Source organism: Methanomassiliicoccales archaeon (assembly GCA_014361295.1).
In the GTDB taxonomy this organism is placed as follows: Archaea; Thermoplasmatota; Thermoplasmata; order Methanomassiliicoccales; family JACIVX01; genus JACIVX01.
Genome location: JACIVX010000003.1, coordinates 1 through 16,893 on the forward strand (window position 1 = coordinate 1; position 16,893 = coordinate 16,893).

Here is a 16,893-nt window from a genome sequence, read left to right on the forward strand (position 1 = left end):
CCCCAAGATTGTTCCTGGTGGATAGTAAACTCTCTTAGTTTTTCTTTTTTAATTTAATTAAGAAAACTTAAATATTGCAATATTCTATACTTCGGATGGTGATGTCAAATGCCAAGAATAGGAATTATTGGTGGATCCGGTGTTTATGGTGTATTTGAGCCAAAAGAGACAGTAAAAGTGCACACACCATATGGAAGGCCCTCGGCTCCAGTGGAAATAGGAGAGATAGAGGGTGTGGAAGTTGCATTTATTCCCAGACATGGAAAGAATCACGAGTTCCCTCCACACGAAGTTCCATACAGGGCAAACATTTGGGCCCTTAAAGAAGTAGGGGTTGAGAGAATCATTGGTATTACTGCGGTTGGTTCTCTTAGAGAAGAATACAAACCGGGAGACATCGTTATAACAGACCAGTTTATAGACTTCACAAAAAAGAGGGACTACACCTTCTACAACGGCCCAAGGGTTGCTCATGTTTCAATGGCAGATCCCTTCTGTCCGGAGATGAGGAAAATCTTCTACGAAACTGCCAGAGAATTAAACATCCCAGTGCACGAAAAAGGGACTTATGTATGTATTGAAGGCCCAAGGTTCTCCACGAGGGCAGAATCGATGATGTTCAGAAACTATGCCCACATAATTGGAATGACCCTTGTGCCGGAGGTAAATCTTGCTAGGGAGCTCGGCATGTGCTACGTCAACATTGCAGCAATTACGGACTACGATGTCTGGGCTGAGAAGCCAGTGGATGCTCAAGAAGTGCTTAAAGTCATGCAGGAAAACAATGAAAAAATTAGGAAGCTCTTAAAGGCAGGAATTCCAAAGATCCCAGAAGAGAGAAAGTGCGGCTGTGCTGATGTTTTAAAGAATGCTTTTGTTTGATTTTTATTATTACTTTTCTGAGTTGTTTTTATTTCCCCCCATTTAATTTGTTTTGTGGTTGGTTGAATACTCCCTAAGTAATTTCTTTCAGAACGCATTGAAAAAAAAAAAAAAAATAGTAACACTATAGTAAAGCGTAAAGCTTAAATATGAATTTTCGTTCATAATTTTGAGGTGGTTCGATGAAGAGGTTTTTGAGCCTCGTGCTGTTGGGGTTAATGCTGGGCTTAGTGGTTAGCCCAGCTTTAGCAAGTGTGGAGGGTGTTCCTGAACAAACACCAACTGTTCAACAAATCCCAACATGTCCATGCTGTTCTGGGAATGTCACAAAGGATGCACAAGTTCATGAAATTAAAGGAGCAACGGCATATTTAGGAGCCGTACAGATCCTTAATTATGAAAGCACAAGAATATTATTACAACAACTCCCAAGCATGAAGCCGCTTCTCTGGGATTCAAAAGCGATCCTAGTAACTGTATATGGAAAAACGTACTCGATTGTAATAGTTCCACTAAGAAGTAAACTAGTTGAGTCTAGAGCGGTTCTTGTACATGTTAAGTACAAAAATATCGATCATATTTCAGTTGTTGAAGAACTAACTAATGGTTCAAAGGTAGTTTATACACTAAAAAATGGGCAAGTCACTAAAATTAGTGTTGAGCCTCTTGTAAATTGGGGATGTGTAGCTAGGTGCATTGCGAGTGAATGTGCTGGATGTTTTGTTGAGGGACTGCCTCCAGGGCCATGTGATCTTTGCTGTCCAGTATGTGTTGGATGTTATTACATTAGGCATCCTTATACATGTTTAGCATGTATTGGTTGTGTAGGAGGGGTAGGAGCTTACTGTATCTATCGGTGTAGGTGATGTAGCATGGAAAAAACTGGGGGCATCATCCTTCAGCTGTTTATACTTTTATTTTTTAGTAGTGTTGTTGTTTATGCAATGATTAACTATTCCAGCTTTGCACCATTATTGTGGCTTGTTTTTTGGTTGGTTCTAGGGTATGGTATAAATAAAATTGCCTTTAGAGACATTACAAATGCAAGGGACTATTCCCGAAAGGCATATATGATAGGGTACATTTTACTTGGAATTGGTATGGTGTTTTATTTTTTGAAAGGTGGAACGTCTAAGAGCAATGCGTTTTCATTTGTGCTGGCTATCTTGCTGATGTATGCTGTTTCCCCAATATCTATAAGGTTAGTAGGGCTCGAGAATGTAAATTATATTACGGATTTAAAAGATCTTACAAGATTAATTTTAGCTGCTTTGATTTCTCTTGCTGTGGGATTAGCTGTCTCCCTGCTTGTTTTTAGTGTCATGCGTTGAACATCTTAACAAATAACAGGGTGAGAACAATGAAAAGGCTAATATTTAGTTTATTATTGTGTGCTATTGTTTTAGGGTGCATTTCTCAGAGTTATTCAGTTGAAGACATAACCTTATACTGGGCTTCCGTTAAGTCCTTTGAGGCTCAAGAAATCATCAAGATTGGCAATCAGTCCTTTGAAAGTCATGTAATTTTTGTGAAGCCTGATAAAATAATTAGGGAAGATTATGTTAACGGATCCTTAGCTCAGAAAATCATCATTGAGAATAACACTCAAAGGGTTATTACTTCAAATACCACTTTTATCCTTAATGCGACAATAACTGATGTTAATGCCTTAGACCCATTTGTGGCAATACTGAACAACCTCCAGAACTTTAACATCATGAAAAACGGCGATATTTTAATTTTGAAACCCAAAACCCCGGAAATGCTCACTTATGAAGTCAAACTTAACGGGAAACTACCAGCCAAAATCACAATAAAACAAGCAGAACAAACAATAACAATAGAATACAAAAAACTAAAGGCAACTGGTTAGAGCTGTGAGTATTTCTCGTTGTCTTTTCTCTTTCTTCATCAGCAAAAGGCTTATAATTTCTCATTTCTTAGACCCTTTTAAAAAGAAAAGGTGATTCCATGAGCATTCTCATAAAGAATGGCTACGTGATCTATGGTGAGAACCTTGACGTTATCAAGGCCGATGTTTACATTGAAGGGAACAGAATTTCTAAAGTTGGGAAAAACCTCAATCTCGGAGCGGATTATGTGATTGACGCTAAAGGGAGAGTTATTTCTCCCGGATTCGTGAATGCTCACACTCACTCCCCAATGGTTCTCCTGAGGGGTCTTGCTGATGACCTGCCCCTTATGGAATGGCTTCAAAACTACGTCTGGCCAATGGAAAGAAAACTTAAGCCGGAACACATATACTGGGGCGCCCTCCTTGGAATCACTGAGATGATAAAGAGTGGAACAACAGCTTTTGTTGACATGTATTTCCACATGGAAGGGGTTGCAAAGGCCTCTGAGGAGGCTGGAATAAGAGCTTATCTGAGCTACGGCATGGTGGATCTTGGAGATGAAGAAAAGAGGAATGCTGAGATCAAAGAAACTCTCAAACTCTTGGAGTTTATCGGGAAGTTAGATTCTTCAAGGATAGAGTTCCTCTTTGGGCCCCACGCTCCTTACACCTGCTCTCCAGAGCTTTTGAAATGGGTCAGGGAAAAAGCCGATGAAAGTAAAAAGAGAATAACAATACACATAAACGAGACAAGAGATGAGGTAAAACAGATAAAGGAAAAATACGGTAAAACTCCAGTAGAGTTTTTGGACGAGTTGGGTTTCTTGAAAAGCGATGTCATAGCGGCCCATGGAGTGTGGTTAACTGACAAGGAGATTGAAATCCTAGCCAAAAGGAAAGTTACGATAGTTCATAATCCTGCAAGCAACATGAAGCTTGGCAGTGGGGTAATGCCCTTGGAGAAGCTCCTTAGAGCTGGAGTTAACATAGCACTGGGCACGGATGGAGCTGCAAGCAACAACAACTTGGACATGATAGAGGAGATGAAACTAGTTTCTCTCCTCCACAAGGTTCACAATTTAAACCCAACCCTTGCCGATGCAAGAACAGTTTTTAAGATGGCTACCCAAAACGGGGCAAAAGCCCTCAATTTGGACGCTGGAGCCATAAAAGAAGGGACACTTGCAGATATTGTCGTTATTGATTTTAATAAGCCTCACCTAAGGCCGATAACCAACATAATTTCCCATATAGTGTATTCGGCCAACGGAAACGACGTTGAGACAACCATAATAGACGGGGAAATAGTCATGCTCGATGGAGAAGTTTTGACCGTTGATGAGGAAAAAGTTTTGGATAAGGTTCAGAAGATAGTCGATGAGCTTTCATAGAGTATTGTTTTTTATTTCAGAGTGTGACACAAGTTCTTTTACACTAAATATTTGTTGTACATTTGCTTTGAGGTTTTTGTTGTTCCGATTAAAAATAACGAAGAACAAAACCTAAATATTCTGACATCATTAATCTCGTTGGTGGGTGTCATGATTAGAAGCCTCAAGATTCAAAATTTTAAATCAATTAAGGATCTTGACCTTGAGTGTAAGCGTGTAAATATTTTTATTGGAAAGCCTAACGTGGGAAAGTCCAATGTCTTGGAAGCCATTGGAATACTGTCTTTTGGGGCTTATGGTGGAGATTTAAGAGATTTTGTTAGATTTGAAAATACTGCAAACCTGTTCTATGACAATGAGCTGAATAATGCCGTAAGAATTCTTGCTGATCAAGTGGAGTTTACAATGGAGTTCGATGGATCTGTATTTGTTGGAAAATATGGGAACTTGGGCGAGATAAAGCTAGAATATGTGGGTAGACAAGTTGGAGGTCTTGCCTCTATTCAAAAGTTGAGAAATTTCAAGTTCTATCGCTTTAAAAAATTAAGTGAATTCTATGCACGGAATCCAGAATCTCTGTTACCTCCAGATGGTAAAAATCTATTAACAATTTTGCTGACCAACAAAGAACTCAAATCAACTATTGCAGAGATATTCAAGCCCTATGGGTTGAAACTGGTTCTCAAACCGCAGGAGAACAAAATCGAAGTTGTGAAGCTTTTGGAGGACGTCCTTATAGGCTACCCATACTCGGTAGTCTCAGACACTCTGCAGAGAGTTGTTTTTTACTTAGCGGCTATTGAGTCCAATAAAGATTCAATTTTAGTGTTTGAAGAACCTGAGACTCATGCTTTTCCATACTACACCAAGTTTTTAGCTGAGAGAATAGCGTTAGATGAGAGCAATCAGTATTTTATATCAACTCACAACCCATATTTTCTTCTTTCTGTGCTTGAAAAGACTCCGTTGAAAGATATCAACGTCTTTGTGGTTTACTTTGAGGACTACCAAACAAAGATGAAGCCTCTGAGTAAAAGCGACTTAGAAGACATTATGAGCCTTGAACTCGATGTTTTCTTTAATATTGATAGATTCTTGGAGGAGTAGTTATGAAATTTGAGAATGTTGTTTTCGTGGAATGTAATCCTGATAAGCTACTCCTTCAAAAGATGGGTGTCCCTAAAAGAAAGATTGTTCATGCCGGTTCGAAGAGCGAAGTATGTAAAAGATTGGGTAAAAGTGTAAACAGTGCTGGAGTGGTAGATGAGGATCCGTTCAGTATTCAACCACGCTACATTAGGAAACTAAAGACCATTGAAAGCTCACAAGAACTTGGTCTCAGAGTTCTGCTTGATAAAGAGAACAACAACTTTGTAATACTCCTTTCTCCAAGACTTGAAGAATGGATAGTAGAAGCCTCTAAGGAAGCCAAAGTCAGCTTGAATAGATATGGTCTTCCAAGAGATGGAAATGATCTGCATAAGGTTATAAACAGCAATCTTGATAAATTTGAAAGGCTTTTAGAAGATCTTATTGACAAAAGTGGGAGATTTTTAGCCCTGAAAAGCCATCTCTTGAGGTGGTGAAACTATGGAACTCCGTTTTGACAACCTCATTTTTAAAGTCGTTCAGGGCGATATAACCCGTTTTCCAGCCGAAGCAATAGTTAACGCCGCAAACAAATACCTAGAACACGGCGGCGGGGTTGCTTACGCAATAGCAAAAGCTGCTGGCGATGTTAGAGAATACATAAGGATAAGCAAAGAAGCCATGAAAGAGCAGATTGGAAGAAACTGGATCGAGCATGGGGAAGTCGTCGTAACCCCCGCAATGAAAATGGAGCAGTATGGCATAAAGTACGTCATCCACACCGTTGGGCCCTACTGCGGTGGCAGATGGGATGAAGACAAGAAGGAAAAGCTCAAAAAAGCCATTCTCGGGGCTTTAAAAAAGGCTGAGGAGCTCGGAGTCAGGAGCATAGCCTTCCCGGCTATAAGTGCTGGCATCTATGGCTGTCCCTTTGAAGAGGTTGTGAAGACTTTTGTCGAGATGGTAAAGGAGTTTTCGGAAGAAGCGAAAAGCGTTAAGGAAGTTTATCTGGTGCTGTACTCTAAGAAGGATTACGAGAGGGCTTTGAAGACTTTGACGGTTTAATGTCTCTTGCTGATAAATCTAATTCTGCCGAACTAACTACTTGACTTCTTTTCCAACTTGTTTTGATTATTTGTTTGATTTAATTTGTTGAATACTTTAAACAAACTTATAGTAATAGAAAAATTTTTATAACAAGTAGCATTATCTATCAGTGGTGATACCACATGGCAAACTTTGGATTATGGTGGGTCAAGTGGAATGGAGGTGAATACGAGTCAAGAATGATAAAAGGAAGAGATGAAAATTGGCAGGGTATCCCTGCAACCATTGATAACTTTAAAGAGTTGGGGTTCAATTATGCAGTAGTTCTTGACGGTGAAGGGAAGGGCACTCCACAACAAGGATATTCATATAATGATGGATATTATGATGGAAACAAGTTTGGAAGCTGGTTAAACAGACATTTCGAGGGTGCTATTGACTATTTTGCTTCTATCCCCATATTGAATAATACAAATATCTCCAGCAAGGGTGTTAGAGGAGTGTCCTACTGGAAAGGATGGATTGATGGAGTTTTAGATTCGACTGGAGGAAATTTAAAGGGATTTTACTGGAGCCTAGAGGATGCATGGCAAGTGAGCGATGGGACAGTGTATGAGGAAGACATTGAAGAAATATCAGCTTATGTGAGAAACTTAAACAAGAAGCTTATATGGATACCCTCAGCGTGTACATTGGTACTCGAGAAAACCAATATTTTCAGTCTTGCAGGCCTCTTCGACTATGTCTTTGTACAACCTAACTACTACCAACGAGGAGCTATTGCAAGGGGAGCTAATGATTACATCCCATATACTTATGAAGTTTTTAAAGAGTGGCTAACAAAACTTGAGAATCTAAAGAATGAGAACGATGCATTCAACATCTATATAGAAATGGAGGCCGATCAAAGTTTGCTCTTTTACTATATTGATCATACACACCTAGAAGAAAACTTTAGGATTTCCCTTCTTGAATACTGCGCCCCAACATTTAGTCCAGAATGTTTAAGCCAGTACACAACTGAAGCTAAAACCATAGCATACCACTACACTAAAGCACAGAAGGATGTCTTGGGAGGTTTATATCCGAACAGAGCATATTATCTCAGCATTGACCTGAATGTTATTAGTGAAATGAATGGATTTACTAGAAGATTGGGGGATAATTATGTATAACCATTTCAGAATCTCGTTTTTAGTCTTGCTGCTTGTTCTACCCTTAGTTTCCGGTGAGACCTGTGAACCTTACGAAACATATTCGATAACCTCAATCCTGCCAGGCAATGGGTATGCATTTATTATTGTGCACCATTCTGAATGGATATGCGAGAGGGTTGCGGGGGAGGAGACACTTAGGCGTAACATGCCCTATGGGGAATACGACCTCTACTATCTTTTCAATGGAAGCAACCTGCTCTTTTTGGGAAGAAGCAATCTCCTACTAGGCGAGCCTTCAATAATGGCTGAGATTAATGGGACTTTTTATATTCTGCAGCGCAGGGAGGAAATTATTCCCTACAAAAATATTACATTGATTATCAACGGTGAAGCCCGGAACTTTACGATTACCGCCCAGAAGACCGAGACGAGGGTTTACCGCTTTGAGGGATGTGCTGACTTGGCGTGGAACTGCACGAGAGTGGAGCTTCAGAACGGCACGGTGGTGTCCAACTGCACGGAAAGCCCCGTTTTGGACTACTTCTTCGCGGAGAATAGGAGGAGTCTGGAGGGTATCAGAGGAGAAATTCATGACGGCTTCGTAACTTTTCCGAACTCAAACTACAAAATTCCCGTTTTCGAGTTTGAAAGGCATTTCTCAGACTTTTTTGAGGGCAAGGAGCTTTCCAAAGCCCTCTCTGCCCTATATGCACTGCCCGTTGATGGAGGGATTCTCATCTACTATCCTGGCGAGATTAGGGCTGAGAAAGGCAGTTTCCTTTCGGAGTTGCCACTTGTATTCTTCTATGATGGAGAGAATCTAAGACATCTTGACATGAGCACGGATATGCAAGAACTTCCGGAGTGTAATCCCAGCCAAGCTCAAACAGAAAAAAATAAGAAGGAGATATGTGGTATCGGCACTTTGCTTCTCTTAATGATCATGCCGTTGGTTCTAAAAAAGTTGCACCAAGTAAAGGACAACTAAAGGGGTAGTGAGAATGAAAGCATTTCTCTCAATTTTTTTAATTTCTTTGGTGGTTTTTTCGTCTCTATGCATAAACCGGGCTTCGACAGGCCATTCCTCTCATCCGGAACCGGCTCAGGAAGTCACGGCGTTTCTCACTGAGGCTAAGAAAAACATTAAAGAATGCAACACAACTTTAAAGAAGCCTTTAGCCCCTTGGAGCGAGCCAGAGTATTTGAACATGACCGTCCTAAATGGAACAACCCTCAAGCTGGGCGGCAAGATATACAGATACACTGTTCTGGGCATCTGGAACGTTAGTTTTTCTGGAGAGGCGAACAGTGGGGAGTACAAAATTATCTGGGAGCAACTAAAGAACCTCACAACAACCGGGGGACATGAAATTGACTTCAAAATTTACAAAGGGAGTGCAATGATAAGTTCTTTCACCTACTGGTATGTCCCATTCCAGCTGGATTCGTTCTGTGTCGTGGTTAGTTCCAAATCCATAAAACTCCCAAACGGAGATACGTTAACCTTTATCTTCATGCATGTCGAAAAAGGAGATTTGTGGATTGCTTTACTTGGGTGACGCTTAGGGCTTCAGCTTAGCCCCCCAAGGCCAGGGTGTAAAAATCACCGGTACAGTTAGATATGGCGAATGCACAGAACTAATGCTCACTTTTATTCACTAAATTTGATGTACGGGAAAGCGTATAGAGCTTAACTTTGGAATTATTCCCCATAGCCCATCCTGACAGTACCTTTTTCATGAGCTCTAGATTCACAGGAATTGAAAATCCTGTAGTGTTTGCTGAGTATCGAATAGATTTCGAATTTTAACCTGACGACCTGATTAGCTGGGGCTAAAATCCCTTTATTTTCTATCTTGGATTTTTCAATTCACACTATTGAAAATAGAAAACTATATATACGACTAATGCCTAATGCCCAATGCCCAATGCCCAATGGTGATGTCCTTGAAGCGGGCTGGACTCTTGGCTGGAGTGTTGGTTTTGATTTTTGTTTTTTCAGAGCTTGTTAGCGCTCTACCTCGGGCTGACGTGGACAGCTGGACGGCCATTGGTCTTTTTGTCAAGGGTCAGATTGATATAGCACATACCAAGAGGACTATCAACGATCCGCATTTTGTGGAGGAACTCACCGATCTCGTTTTGAAGAAGTTCGGCAGACAGCTTGATATTGAGATCGCTGAACATGCTAAAAACCTCACACCTGAGCAGAGGGAAACCCTTAAGCGGTTGCTGGTAAGCGATTATGTCCCCTATCTCTATCAGAAGAGCTTTTATCCCAAGAACGCTAAGGTGTTGGTTGTAAAGCCTATCAAGGTTACCTCAGTTAAGACTAATGGTAAAGTCTATGACTATTACTACGCTTCAATGAGCTCTTCGATTCCCTACCCGATCCACTGGTGGGTGCAGGTACGGGTGGATATAGATGGGGGCAGTGGAGTTGATGATGGTGGAAATGGATACAATGTTAATGGAAAGAATGACTTGTTTAAAATAGTAGTATACTATACATCCAGTAGCGTTCAGTATGAACTTCACTTTTACGACGAGGATCACCCGGATCCGTTTTGGGATGACTTGTACGACGGATACAGATGCGATCATTATCCCGGAAGAGACGATGCCTACGGATGTGAGGATATAGAAAGTATTAAAGTTGAAAATGGAGTTATAGAGTTTCCATCAACGTTCAGTGGCGACTACGATTGTCATGGGAACTACTGTGAGGAGCCACAAACCTATGCTGTGGATGGGCCCAACCATTATAGTGGCACAAGGCCTTATTCTTCAGGCGTTGCTATTTACGTGAGCAACACGTGGAACCATCTAATGGATACAATTGATTCAAACCCGTCCATGGAGAAAGTATGGTGGTACACATCATGGGATTAGTACCTTTAATACATTCCATTTTGTGGGGATAATATGAACCAAGAAAACGAAAACCTTGAAGTTTGGCTTCCCCTCCTAATAGCCTTGAGACTTGCCTTTCGTTTTTTGATTTTTCTGGATTTAGAGTTATTTCCAGTTTTCTTCTTAAATATCCCTCTGTTATCAAAAATGCCGCATGGTTTTCTGCTTCCGTATCTTCTAGGAATGTTCTTCATTGAAGTTGGCCTACTTTGGACATTAAGAAAAGAGAATTTACCGTTAAAATCCCTCTTGGTATATTTTGGTACAGCTACAGTGCTTGAATTTCCGTATGCCCAGTTTAAAGGGCTATTAACCGGGTATTTTGACGGTATATTTCTCTTTGTCCTCCCATGGTATCTCAGTGCCCTTGCGGGTTTGGTGACTTCTCTAAAATTACTTTTTAGGATGCCATGAGTGTGAGGAGAAATTATTTAGGCAACGTATGGAATCAATACTGTGGACTCTAATCCTCGTATGAGCAAGAAGGAGTGGTGTACATCATGGAGCTGAGAACCCCTTTAAAGATTCTTTTATCTTTGCTTCTCCTTTGCCATGTTATGATTATCTGGGTGATTTTTCCTCTCCTTACAGCTCTTTCCCTCTGGCAGACAGTTTTATACTTGGTTTCTGTGGTGCTTCCTTTTTACAGTGTCTATGAACTTTTTTTGAATGAGAATAGGGGAATCCCTGCATCTCTGCTATGTTTTATTCTCCTTCTCCTGTTGGATATCAATATCGGTTTCAAGGCTCTTTACTCTCTGCCTTTGATAGGGATTGGAGGGAGTATAATCCTCTGGTTTTTGGGAAAGAGCTCCGGGGGTGTACCTCATGGATCTGGATAGAACCTGGTTCTTTTTCTTACTAATGTTCAGGCTCGCCTTTCGATTCATCTCAGCTATGGATATTCTTGGAATAGTGCTCTTTTACAACGTTCCTCTTCTCATGAATCTACCCCTGCCGAGGTTCACCATCCCCGGCTACATCCTCCTCATGGGTGCTCTGGAAGTTTATCTCATAATGATACTGCGGAAGGGGTTCTTTCCGGTAAAACTTCTCTTTGCTTATTTCATCATGGCACTCGTTTTGAGTTGCCTTATGCCGCTTTAAGCGGAACTTCACTGGGATTAACACTCTTCGTTCTTCCTTGGTATTTGAGTGCACTGGTTGGGTTTATACTGGTTTTAAAACATGTCCACAACTCTCTTGGCAGAGCATAGAGGGGTATCCTCTTCACTGTTGCATTACTCAAGTCCAACTTCCCAATAATGTCCAGTTAAGATTATAACTTTCTTTCCCTTATCAAAGAACGGTGGACCCTTTGAAGAAAAAACTCTTCATAAGTGCAATTTTTCTTGCTTTTTTGGTAGTATTTACAGTGGCAAGGTGGAACAGCATTAATACTGCTCCTTCTTCAACGGCCTCTCCCAAAACCGAGAATTTTTCAGAGATAAGCTCATCCAGCCCCAAAGTTTTGAATGCTTCTGAGGAATGGGTTATCGAAATCACTGGGCTTGTGGAAAGGCCCATGAACATCACCCTCTCACAACTTAAGGAGATGCCGCAAACAGCGGTTTTTTCTGAGCTTTATTGCGTTGCCTATCCAGGAAAGGCTAGAAAACAGGGGTTGTGGATGGGAGTTAAGTTGTCTTATATTCTAGAGCAAGCAGGAGTAAAAGATAGAGCAATAAAAGTGGCATTTTACGCCAGAGATGGGTTCAAAACCGATCTTACCCTTGAGGAAGCCCTTACAAATGATGAGCTGATAGTAGCCTACGAGTTTAATAACGAGCCCATTGAGCCCCGTCTTATAGCCCCTGGAATGTGGGGATACAAATGGATCAAGTATTTGATTAAGATAGAGGTTGTGGATTACAACTTCTTGGGAACTTACGAGAGCGAAGGCTATCCGGATGATGCATATATTGGTGAAAAGCCATGAGGCCATTTAGGATTGTGGAACTTACAGCGGTTCCGCTTTTTGTTTTCTCTTTTATTCTTATTATCACGGGATATGGGATTGTAAGCCCTAAGGTGATCTCAATCTTTACTTTTGGCTTGGTCTCATACCAGAATGCTCCAACGCTCCATTCATACCGGCTTATAAGATATGGCTTCTCTGTTTTGCTCCTTGTCCACTCCTATGCTGGTTTTGAGGTTTTTGGACTTAAGAAAATAAGAAATCGAAGGTTGAGGCTCTTCTTAAGCTATTTGCTTTTGTTTATTGTTATCTATGTAGTGTGGGTAGCAACAATAACAGAACTTGGGGAAATTTTTTAGAGTAATTTTTTTGTTTTTTAGTACTCACCATTTCTTGGTGGTCTGAATGTCCTCGGGGGTTACAAGGGAACTGATTTTCGGTGTTATGTTGGTTATTGTTATTGGCTTTGCCATAATTGGGTATGGGATATTGCAGCTTCTTCCCCACCCAGTAGCAACTCATGCAGTGCCACCAACAGAAAAATTCAGGAATCTCTTGGTTATTTACCTCGTTTCAGTTTTGTTTATTATAATAATGGAGCTATTGAGTTCTTCTCGACCTAAAGATGAAAAATTTCAAAAGAAGCCCCAGTAATTTATGAATTGGGTTGATGATTTTGTTATTTATCTCTTGGGATTTTTTGTTCTTTCCCCTTTCCTCTCTTTCTGCAGGGAAAGATAGTCTTTTATGATGTCCGTTACAAATTTTTAGTGGTGGTGCTCATGCGCATTGAGGACGGGGTGCTAGCAACAAGAAAAGCCAGTTTAAGCATGCAGAGATGAGTTCTTGAAAAATCCCTTTATCTTTTGAGGATTTATGCAGTTTTCTCAAATTCTGTACTATTTAGCCGAGAGGATGGTCGAAACTTCCACCCCCGTAAACGAGGATGGACTTCTTCGAGTTCAAGAACTTCCTTAGCTTCTTTCCAATGCTCCTCACACAATCCCTCGAATGAGAAGGATCGCTTTTTATCAGTAATTAGACTTTTCCAAGATTCTTTTTCCTCTGTTCACTCAGCACAAGAGTTAAATACTTACAAAGCCTAAAATTCTGGGTGTTTAGAATGTACGATGTTGCTATTGTTGGAGCTGGCTTTACTGGTCTGCTTGCAGGCTCTCTCCTTGCAAAGGAGGGGTACCGTGTAGCGGTTTTCGAAAGGAACAACTTCGTTGGTGGAAGGGCCGCCACAAGAACCCCAAAGGAATGGGGGTGGGCGGAGAGGGAGGATTACCGTGTTGACTTTGGGCACCACGTCTTTGCCACCAACAGCTATCTCGAGTTCATCCTCGACAGGCTGGGTGCGAAGAGGCACTTCAAGTTTGTACCCCTCAACATGCCTTACTTCTACAAAAACGGCGGGCTCTACCAGCCCCCGGTTGGGTTTTTGGAACAACTCAGAGCCTATCCATGGATACCTCTAAGGTCAAAGCTCAGGCTCAGGAAGTTCCTCTCCTACGTAGAGAAGGTTAGCTTTGGGGAGGTTATGGAAAAATGGGCCTACAGGCCGCTGGAGGAGCTTTATGATGAGTTTGGATTCGATGAGAACGCAAGGGAGCTCTTCACGGACGGCTTTGTTGCGGGCTACCAGACGATAATAGACACCGAAAGGAACTCCGCAGGGGATCTTATACTCTGCATGAAGGCCTACCTCAGGGGGATTAAACGCTATAAGACTCCCCTCTTTTCCGCGGAGGGAGGAGTGGGGGCGATAGCGGAGGCCCTTAGGAAAACGATAGAGGAAAACGGCGGAGAGGTGCACCTCGGGACAAACGTGACCGAGATAATCGTTGAAAATGGAGAAGCTAAGGGACTAAAGATCGGTAAAAAGACCATTGAATCGAGAAAGGTTCTCTTCGCGGCACCCGCCTACTACCTCCTTCACCTGATAAAGGAGGAAAACCTTCCCGAAGAGTTCGCGGAGAGACTTAGGGAAGGAGAAAAAGAGGCCACAAAGCTCTTCCTAATCATAGGAGGAGCAAAAAGACCCCTTACAAAAAAACCCGTGGGGACGTGGATAATGGTGCCCCGTTCGGAGGTTAAGAACGTGGACTCCTACTATCTCATCTACGAAGTGAGTCCTGAACTCAAGCAGGCCCCCGAGGGGAATTACCCTCTAAGCATAGCGGTTCTGGCCGATGAAAAAACTAACAAGAAGGAGCTGGCGAAAAAGATGGTGGCTGATTTAGAGGCCCTCTTCCCCAACTTCGACTTTGAGAACGACTGGGACTGGAAGGCGGAGGTCATGTTCCCAATAGTGGACGGAATCGGGAGAACTATTGACTGGTACTGGGAGAGGAGACTTGGCCCGGAAACGCCAATAAAGAACCTCTACGTTGCTGGCGACTCAGCTCAAGAGCTTAGCTCCGGCGTGGATGGGTGTGCAAGTTCTGCCCTCTTTGCGATTGAGGCAATAATTGGGAGAAAGCTCTTGAACCTTGAGGAGTTCTATAGGCTCTGAAGATGGGCCTTCTTTCTAAATTTTCGGATGGGAAACGCACTTGCCTTTCTACTGTGAGGAACTCTCTGGAGAAAAAGTTAAAGTTATGGACTCCGAATTTCCATGGGGTGGTGGCTTATGAGAATCGAGGACGTTTACATCTGGGATATCAACGCGAAATGGCTCGGTATAACCCCTTACCAGCTCATGGAGAACGCTGGTGCTGGGGTTGCAAGGGTTATAGAGGAGAAGTTTGGTAAGGGCCTAAAAATAGCAGTCTTTTCTAGTACGGGTAACAATGGTGGCGATGGTTTTGTTGCTGCTAGACATTTGAGCTTTGAGAACAATGTTACTCTCTTCTTGGTAGGAGATGAAATAAAGATAAGGAGTGATGAAGCGAGACACAACTGGGAAATCCTCAAACATCTTGATTTCATAACAATTAAAGTTCTCAAGGACTCAAGTCAGATAAAACCCCTAAATCTCGATGAGTTCGATGTTATAGTCGATGCTCTGTTGGGAGCAGGGAGCAAAGGAGAACCTCGCGAGCCCATACGTTCTGCTGTGGAGAAAATAAACGAATACGCTGGAAAAGCCAAGATAGTGAGCGTTGACCTTCCGAGCGGTTATCCGAGTGATGTCCGCGTTAAGTGCGACTTTGCAGTAACTTTTCAATGGGACAAAGAAGAATATAGGGACTTTAAAAGGGTTGTAGCAAAGATTGGATATCCTAAAGAACTTTATCATCTTGTAGGCCCGGGAGATGCAAAATTTGCCTTACAAAAGAAAGGCGAGCACAAGGGGCAGAACGGGAAACTCCTTGTAATTGGGGGAAGCGAGGACTATTTTGGGGCTCCATATTTGGCAGCAAAAGCTGCGAGCTACATAGTGGACCTGGTGTATTTAGCAATGCCCGAATACTCCGCTAGAAGAATAAATGATCCCAACATAATTTTGCGCCCCTTTGATGGCAAAAACTTCACAAAGGAAGACGTTGAGGACGTTCTGACAATTGCTGATGGTGTTGATGCAGTTGTCTTAGGCCCAGGAATTGGGGAAAAAGTAGAGACTAAGGACTTTGTAGTCGAGTTCCTCCGCTGGTGTGAGAAACCAGTAGTTATAGATGCCGACGCCCTAAAGGCTGTCGCCGAGGATTTGGACGTTCTTAAGGGTAAGAAATTCGTCTTGACGCCTCACGCTGGTGAATTCAGGATACTGTTTGGGGAAAAGCCCGAAGGAAGCCTTGAAGAGAAAGCAAAGCTTGTAATGGAAAAAGCCAATGCAGTGGGTGGCACTATCTTGCTCAAAGGGGTTTACGATATAACAAGCGATGGCAAAATCTGGAAGTACAATAAAACTGGAAACAGGGGCATGACGACTGGAGGAACTGGAGATGTGCTCGCTGGAATAGTTGGGGCTTTGCTCGCACTGGGCAACGAGCCTTTAAGAGCTGCAAGTGTTGGTGCTTTTCTCAACGGCATAGCTGGGGATACGGTAAAAGATGAAATGGGAGAAAACTTCACCGCTTTGGACGTGGCTAAAAAAGTTCCATTTGCTATCAAATGGGTTCTTGAATTTTAATCCTCCAATTTTAGGAGTTTTCTTAATTCTTTTGCTTCCTCTTGAAGCTTTGGGGAATTTATCAATACCAGGAGGTTCATGAGGTGGATGAATTCTATCGGGTTTAGATCAAAACCCTCCAGTCGCTTGATTAAATCTCTTGAAAGCCTCTCTATTGTTGTCAGGAATCTTTCAAGAACCTCTATGAAAGCATTTTTATCGTCAATTTCAAATCCTGCATTCGTGAATATATTATAGAGTGTTTCCGCCTCCTGACGATGAATAGCCTTCATTGTTGGTGTTGTTACGTCCCCATCTTGATATGGTGCAATCAAAAATATCCTTGCAGTTCTTCGGTAGAGTGTTTCGTTTCCATCTTTCCCAACTTCTTCAACAAATCCTGCTTTTTCAAGAAGGTTTATGTGCCGATATATTGTTGAAGGACTCTTTTTTAGTATGACACTTAATTCGGAAGCGGACATGGGACGCTCTCTAAGCAGATTGACTATCTCAAGCCTTGTTCTATCCCCGAGCAGCTTAATTTTCTCAGGATCGGTAACAATCAGTACCTCTTTCATGAGTCC

General features: G+C 42.0%; 20 protein-coding genes. 19 read left to right on the plus strand and 1 reads right to left on the minus strand.

Annotation, left to right across the window (positions count from 1 at the left end):
• Nucleotides 1-108: 108 nt before the first annotated feature.
• From H5T41_09135 to H5T41_09225, 19 genes are all read left to right on the plus strand, one after another.
• Complete coding sequence (locus tag H5T41_09135) at nt 109-882, plus strand: S-methyl-5'-thioadenosine phosphorylase (protein MBC7108925.1); 774 nt, start codon at nt 109-111, stop codon at nt 880-882.
• Between the two features lie 182 nt (nt 883-1,064).
• Nucleotides 1,065-1,748 (plus strand): hypothetical protein, encoded by a 684-nt coding sequence (locus tag H5T41_09140; GenBank protein ID MBC7108926.1) that lies wholly within the window; start codon nt 1,065-1,067, stop codon nt 1,746-1,748.
• Between the two features lie 6 nt (nt 1,749-1,754).
• On the plus strand, nt 1,755-2,213 hold the full coding sequence (locus tag H5T41_09145) for a hypothetical protein (protein MBC7108927.1): 459 nt from the start codon (nt 1,755-1,757) through the stop codon (nt 2,211-2,213).
• 29 nt (nt 2,214-2,242) lie between these two features.
• Nucleotides 2,243-2,755 (plus strand): hypothetical protein, encoded by a 513-nt coding sequence (locus H5T41_09150; GenBank protein MBC7108928.1) that lies wholly within the window; start codon nt 2,243-2,245, stop codon nt 2,753-2,755.
• Between the two features lie 98 nt (nt 2,756-2,853).
• The gene (locus H5T41_09155; GenBank protein MBC7108929.1) at nt 2,854-4,128 is read left to right on the plus strand and encodes an amidohydrolase family protein; all 1,275 of its coding nucleotides are present in this window, start codon (nt 2,854-2,856) and stop codon (nt 4,126-4,128) included.
• A gap of 150 nt (nt 4,129-4,278) precedes the next feature.
• Nucleotides 4,279-5,235, plus strand: a complete 957-nt coding sequence (locus H5T41_09160; GenBank protein MBC7108930.1) for an AAA family ATPase — start codon at nt 4,279-4,281, stop codon at nt 5,233-5,235.
• A gap of 2 nt (nt 5,236-5,237) precedes the next feature.
• Nucleotides 5,238-5,714: a hypothetical protein gene (locus tag H5T41_09165; protein MBC7108931.1), complete on the plus strand. Its 477-nt coding sequence runs from the start codon at nt 5,238-5,240 to the stop codon at nt 5,712-5,714.
• 4 nt (nt 5,715-5,718) lie between these two features.
• Complete coding sequence (locus H5T41_09170) at nt 5,719-6,282, plus strand: [protein ADP-ribosylglutamate] hydrolase (protein MBC7108932.1); 564 nt, start codon at nt 5,719-5,721, stop codon at nt 6,280-6,282.
• 164 nt (nt 6,283-6,446) lie between these two features.
• The gene (locus tag H5T41_09175) at nt 6,447-7,439 is read left to right on the plus strand and encodes a DUF4855 domain-containing protein (protein ID MBC7108933.1); all 993 of its coding nucleotides are present in this window, start codon (nt 6,447-6,449) and stop codon (nt 7,437-7,439) included.
• Complete coding sequence (locus H5T41_09180) at nt 7,432-8,409, plus strand: hypothetical protein (protein MBC7108934.1); 978 nt, start codon at nt 7,432-7,434, stop codon at nt 8,407-8,409. Before H5T41_09175 ends, H5T41_09180 begins: the two co-directional genes overlap by 8 nt.
• Nucleotides 8,410-8,422: 13 nt before the next feature.
• On the plus strand, nt 8,423-8,980 hold the full coding sequence (locus H5T41_09185; protein ID MBC7108935.1) for a hypothetical protein: 558 nt from the start codon (nt 8,423-8,425) through the stop codon (nt 8,978-8,980).
• 388 nt (nt 8,981-9,368) lie between these two features.
• Nucleotides 9,369-10,313 carry a hypothetical protein gene (locus H5T41_09190; protein ID MBC7108936.1) on the plus strand — a complete coding sequence of 315 codons (945 nt, stop codon included), beginning with the start codon at nt 9,369-9,371 and terminating at the stop codon, nt 10,311-10,313.
• Between the two features lie 33 nt (nt 10,314-10,346).
• Nucleotides 10,347-10,748, plus strand: a complete 402-nt coding sequence (locus H5T41_09195; protein MBC7108937.1) for a hypothetical protein — start codon at nt 10,347-10,349, stop codon at nt 10,746-10,748.
• 414 nt (nt 10,749-11,162) lie between these two features.
• The gene (locus H5T41_09200; GenBank protein MBC7108938.1) at nt 11,163-11,441 is read left to right on the plus strand and encodes a hypothetical protein; all 279 of its coding nucleotides are present in this window, start codon (nt 11,163-11,165) and stop codon (nt 11,439-11,441) included.
• A 211-nt stretch (nt 11,442-11,652) separates the two neighbouring features.
• Nucleotides 11,653-12,273, plus strand: a complete 621-nt coding sequence (locus H5T41_09205) for a molybdopterin-dependent oxidoreductase (protein ID MBC7108939.1) — start codon at nt 11,653-11,655, stop codon at nt 12,271-12,273.
• On the plus strand, nt 12,270-12,611 hold the full coding sequence (locus H5T41_09210; protein MBC7108940.1) for a hypothetical protein: 342 nt from the start codon (nt 12,270-12,272) through the stop codon (nt 12,609-12,611). The genes H5T41_09205 and H5T41_09210 overlap by 4 nt, the downstream gene beginning before the upstream one ends.
• Before the next feature lie 46 nt (nt 12,612-12,657).
• Nucleotides 12,658-12,906, plus strand: a complete 249-nt coding sequence (locus tag H5T41_09215; protein MBC7108941.1) for a hypothetical protein — start codon at nt 12,658-12,660, stop codon at nt 12,904-12,906.
• A 469-nt stretch (nt 12,907-13,375) separates the two neighbouring features.
• On the plus strand, nt 13,376-14,770 hold the full coding sequence (locus H5T41_09220) for an NAD(P)/FAD-dependent oxidoreductase (GenBank protein ID MBC7108942.1): 1,395 nt from the start codon (nt 13,376-13,378) through the stop codon (nt 14,768-14,770).
• 117 nt (nt 14,771-14,887) lie between these two features.
• Nucleotides 14,888-16,330: an NAD(P)H-hydrate dehydratase gene (locus tag H5T41_09225; protein ID MBC7108943.1), complete on the plus strand. Its 1,443-nt coding sequence runs from the start codon at nt 14,888-14,890 to the stop codon at nt 16,328-16,330.
• On the opposite strand, the gene H5T41_09230 is transcribed toward H5T41_09225, so the two are convergent.
• The gene (locus H5T41_09230; protein ID MBC7108944.1) at nt 16,327-16,887 is read right to left on the minus strand and encodes a winged helix-turn-helix transcriptional regulator; all 561 of its coding nucleotides are present in this window, start codon (nt 16,885-16,887) and stop codon (nt 16,327-16,329) included. The two genes, H5T41_09225 and H5T41_09230, sit on opposite strands and share 4 nt — an antisense overlap.
• Nucleotides 16,888-16,893 lie beyond the last annotated feature (6 nt).

Bases quoted from the DNA above. Each gene is read 5' to 3' on its own strand.
- H5T41_09150 (MBC7108928.1), top strand. From the start codon at position 2,243: ATGAAAAGGCTAATATTTAGTTTATTATTGTGTGCTATTGTTTTAGGG.
- H5T41_09210 (MBC7108940.1), top strand. From the start codon at position 12,270: ATGAGGCCATTTAGGATTGTGGAACTTACAGCGGTTCCGCTTTTTGTT.
- H5T41_09225 (MBC7108943.1), top strand. From the start codon at position 14,888: ATGAGAATCGAGGACGTTTACATCTGGGATATCAACGCGAAATGGCTC.
- H5T41_09220 (MBC7108942.1), top strand. From the start codon at position 13,376: ATGTACGATGTTGCTATTGTTGGAGCTGGCTTTACTGGTCTGCTTGCA.
- H5T41_09160 (MBC7108930.1), top strand. From the start codon at position 4,279: ATGATTAGAAGCCTCAAGATTCAAAATTTTAAATCAATTAAGGATCTT.
- H5T41_09140 (MBC7108926.1), top strand. From the start codon at position 1,065: ATGAAGAGGTTTTTGAGCCTCGTGCTGTTGGGGTTAATGCTGGGCTTA.
- H5T41_09215 (MBC7108941.1), top strand. From the start codon at position 12,658: ATGTCCTCGGGGGTTACAAGGGAACTGATTTTCGGTGTTATGTTGGTT.
- H5T41_09185 (MBC7108935.1), top strand. From the start codon at position 8,423: ATGAAAGCATTTCTCTCAATTTTTTTAATTTCTTTGGTGGTTTTTTCG.
- H5T41_09170 (MBC7108932.1), top strand. From the start codon at position 5,719: ATGGAACTCCGTTTTGACAACCTCATTTTTAAAGTCGTTCAGGGCGAT.
- H5T41_09195 (MBC7108937.1), top strand. From the start codon at position 10,347: ATGAACCAAGAAAACGAAAACCTTGAAGTTTGGCTTCCCCTCCTAATA.
- H5T41_09230 (MBC7108944.1), bottom strand. From the start codon at position 16,887: ATGAAAGAGGTACTGATTGTTACCGATCCTGAGAAAATTAAGCTGCTC.
- H5T41_09165 (MBC7108931.1), top strand. From the start codon at position 5,238: ATGAAATTTGAGAATGTTGTTTTCGTGGAATGTAATCCTGATAAGCTA.
- H5T41_09135 (MBC7108925.1), top strand. From the start codon at position 109: ATGCCAAGAATAGGAATTATTGGTGGATCCGGTGTTTATGGTGTATTT.
- H5T41_09180 (MBC7108934.1), top strand. From the start codon at position 7,432: ATGTATAACCATTTCAGAATCTCGTTTTTAGTCTTGCTGCTTGTTCTA.
- H5T41_09155 (MBC7108929.1), top strand. From the start codon at position 2,854: ATGAGCATTCTCATAAAGAATGGCTACGTGATCTATGGTGAGAACCTT.
- H5T41_09175 (MBC7108933.1), top strand. From the start codon at position 6,447: ATGGCAAACTTTGGATTATGGTGGGTCAAGTGGAATGGAGGTGAATAC.
- H5T41_09200 (MBC7108938.1), top strand. From the start codon at position 11,163: ATGGATCTGGATAGAACCTGGTTCTTTTTCTTACTAATGTTCAGGCTC.
- H5T41_09145 (MBC7108927.1), top strand. From the start codon at position 1,755: ATGGAAAAAACTGGGGGCATCATCCTTCAGCTGTTTATACTTTTATTT.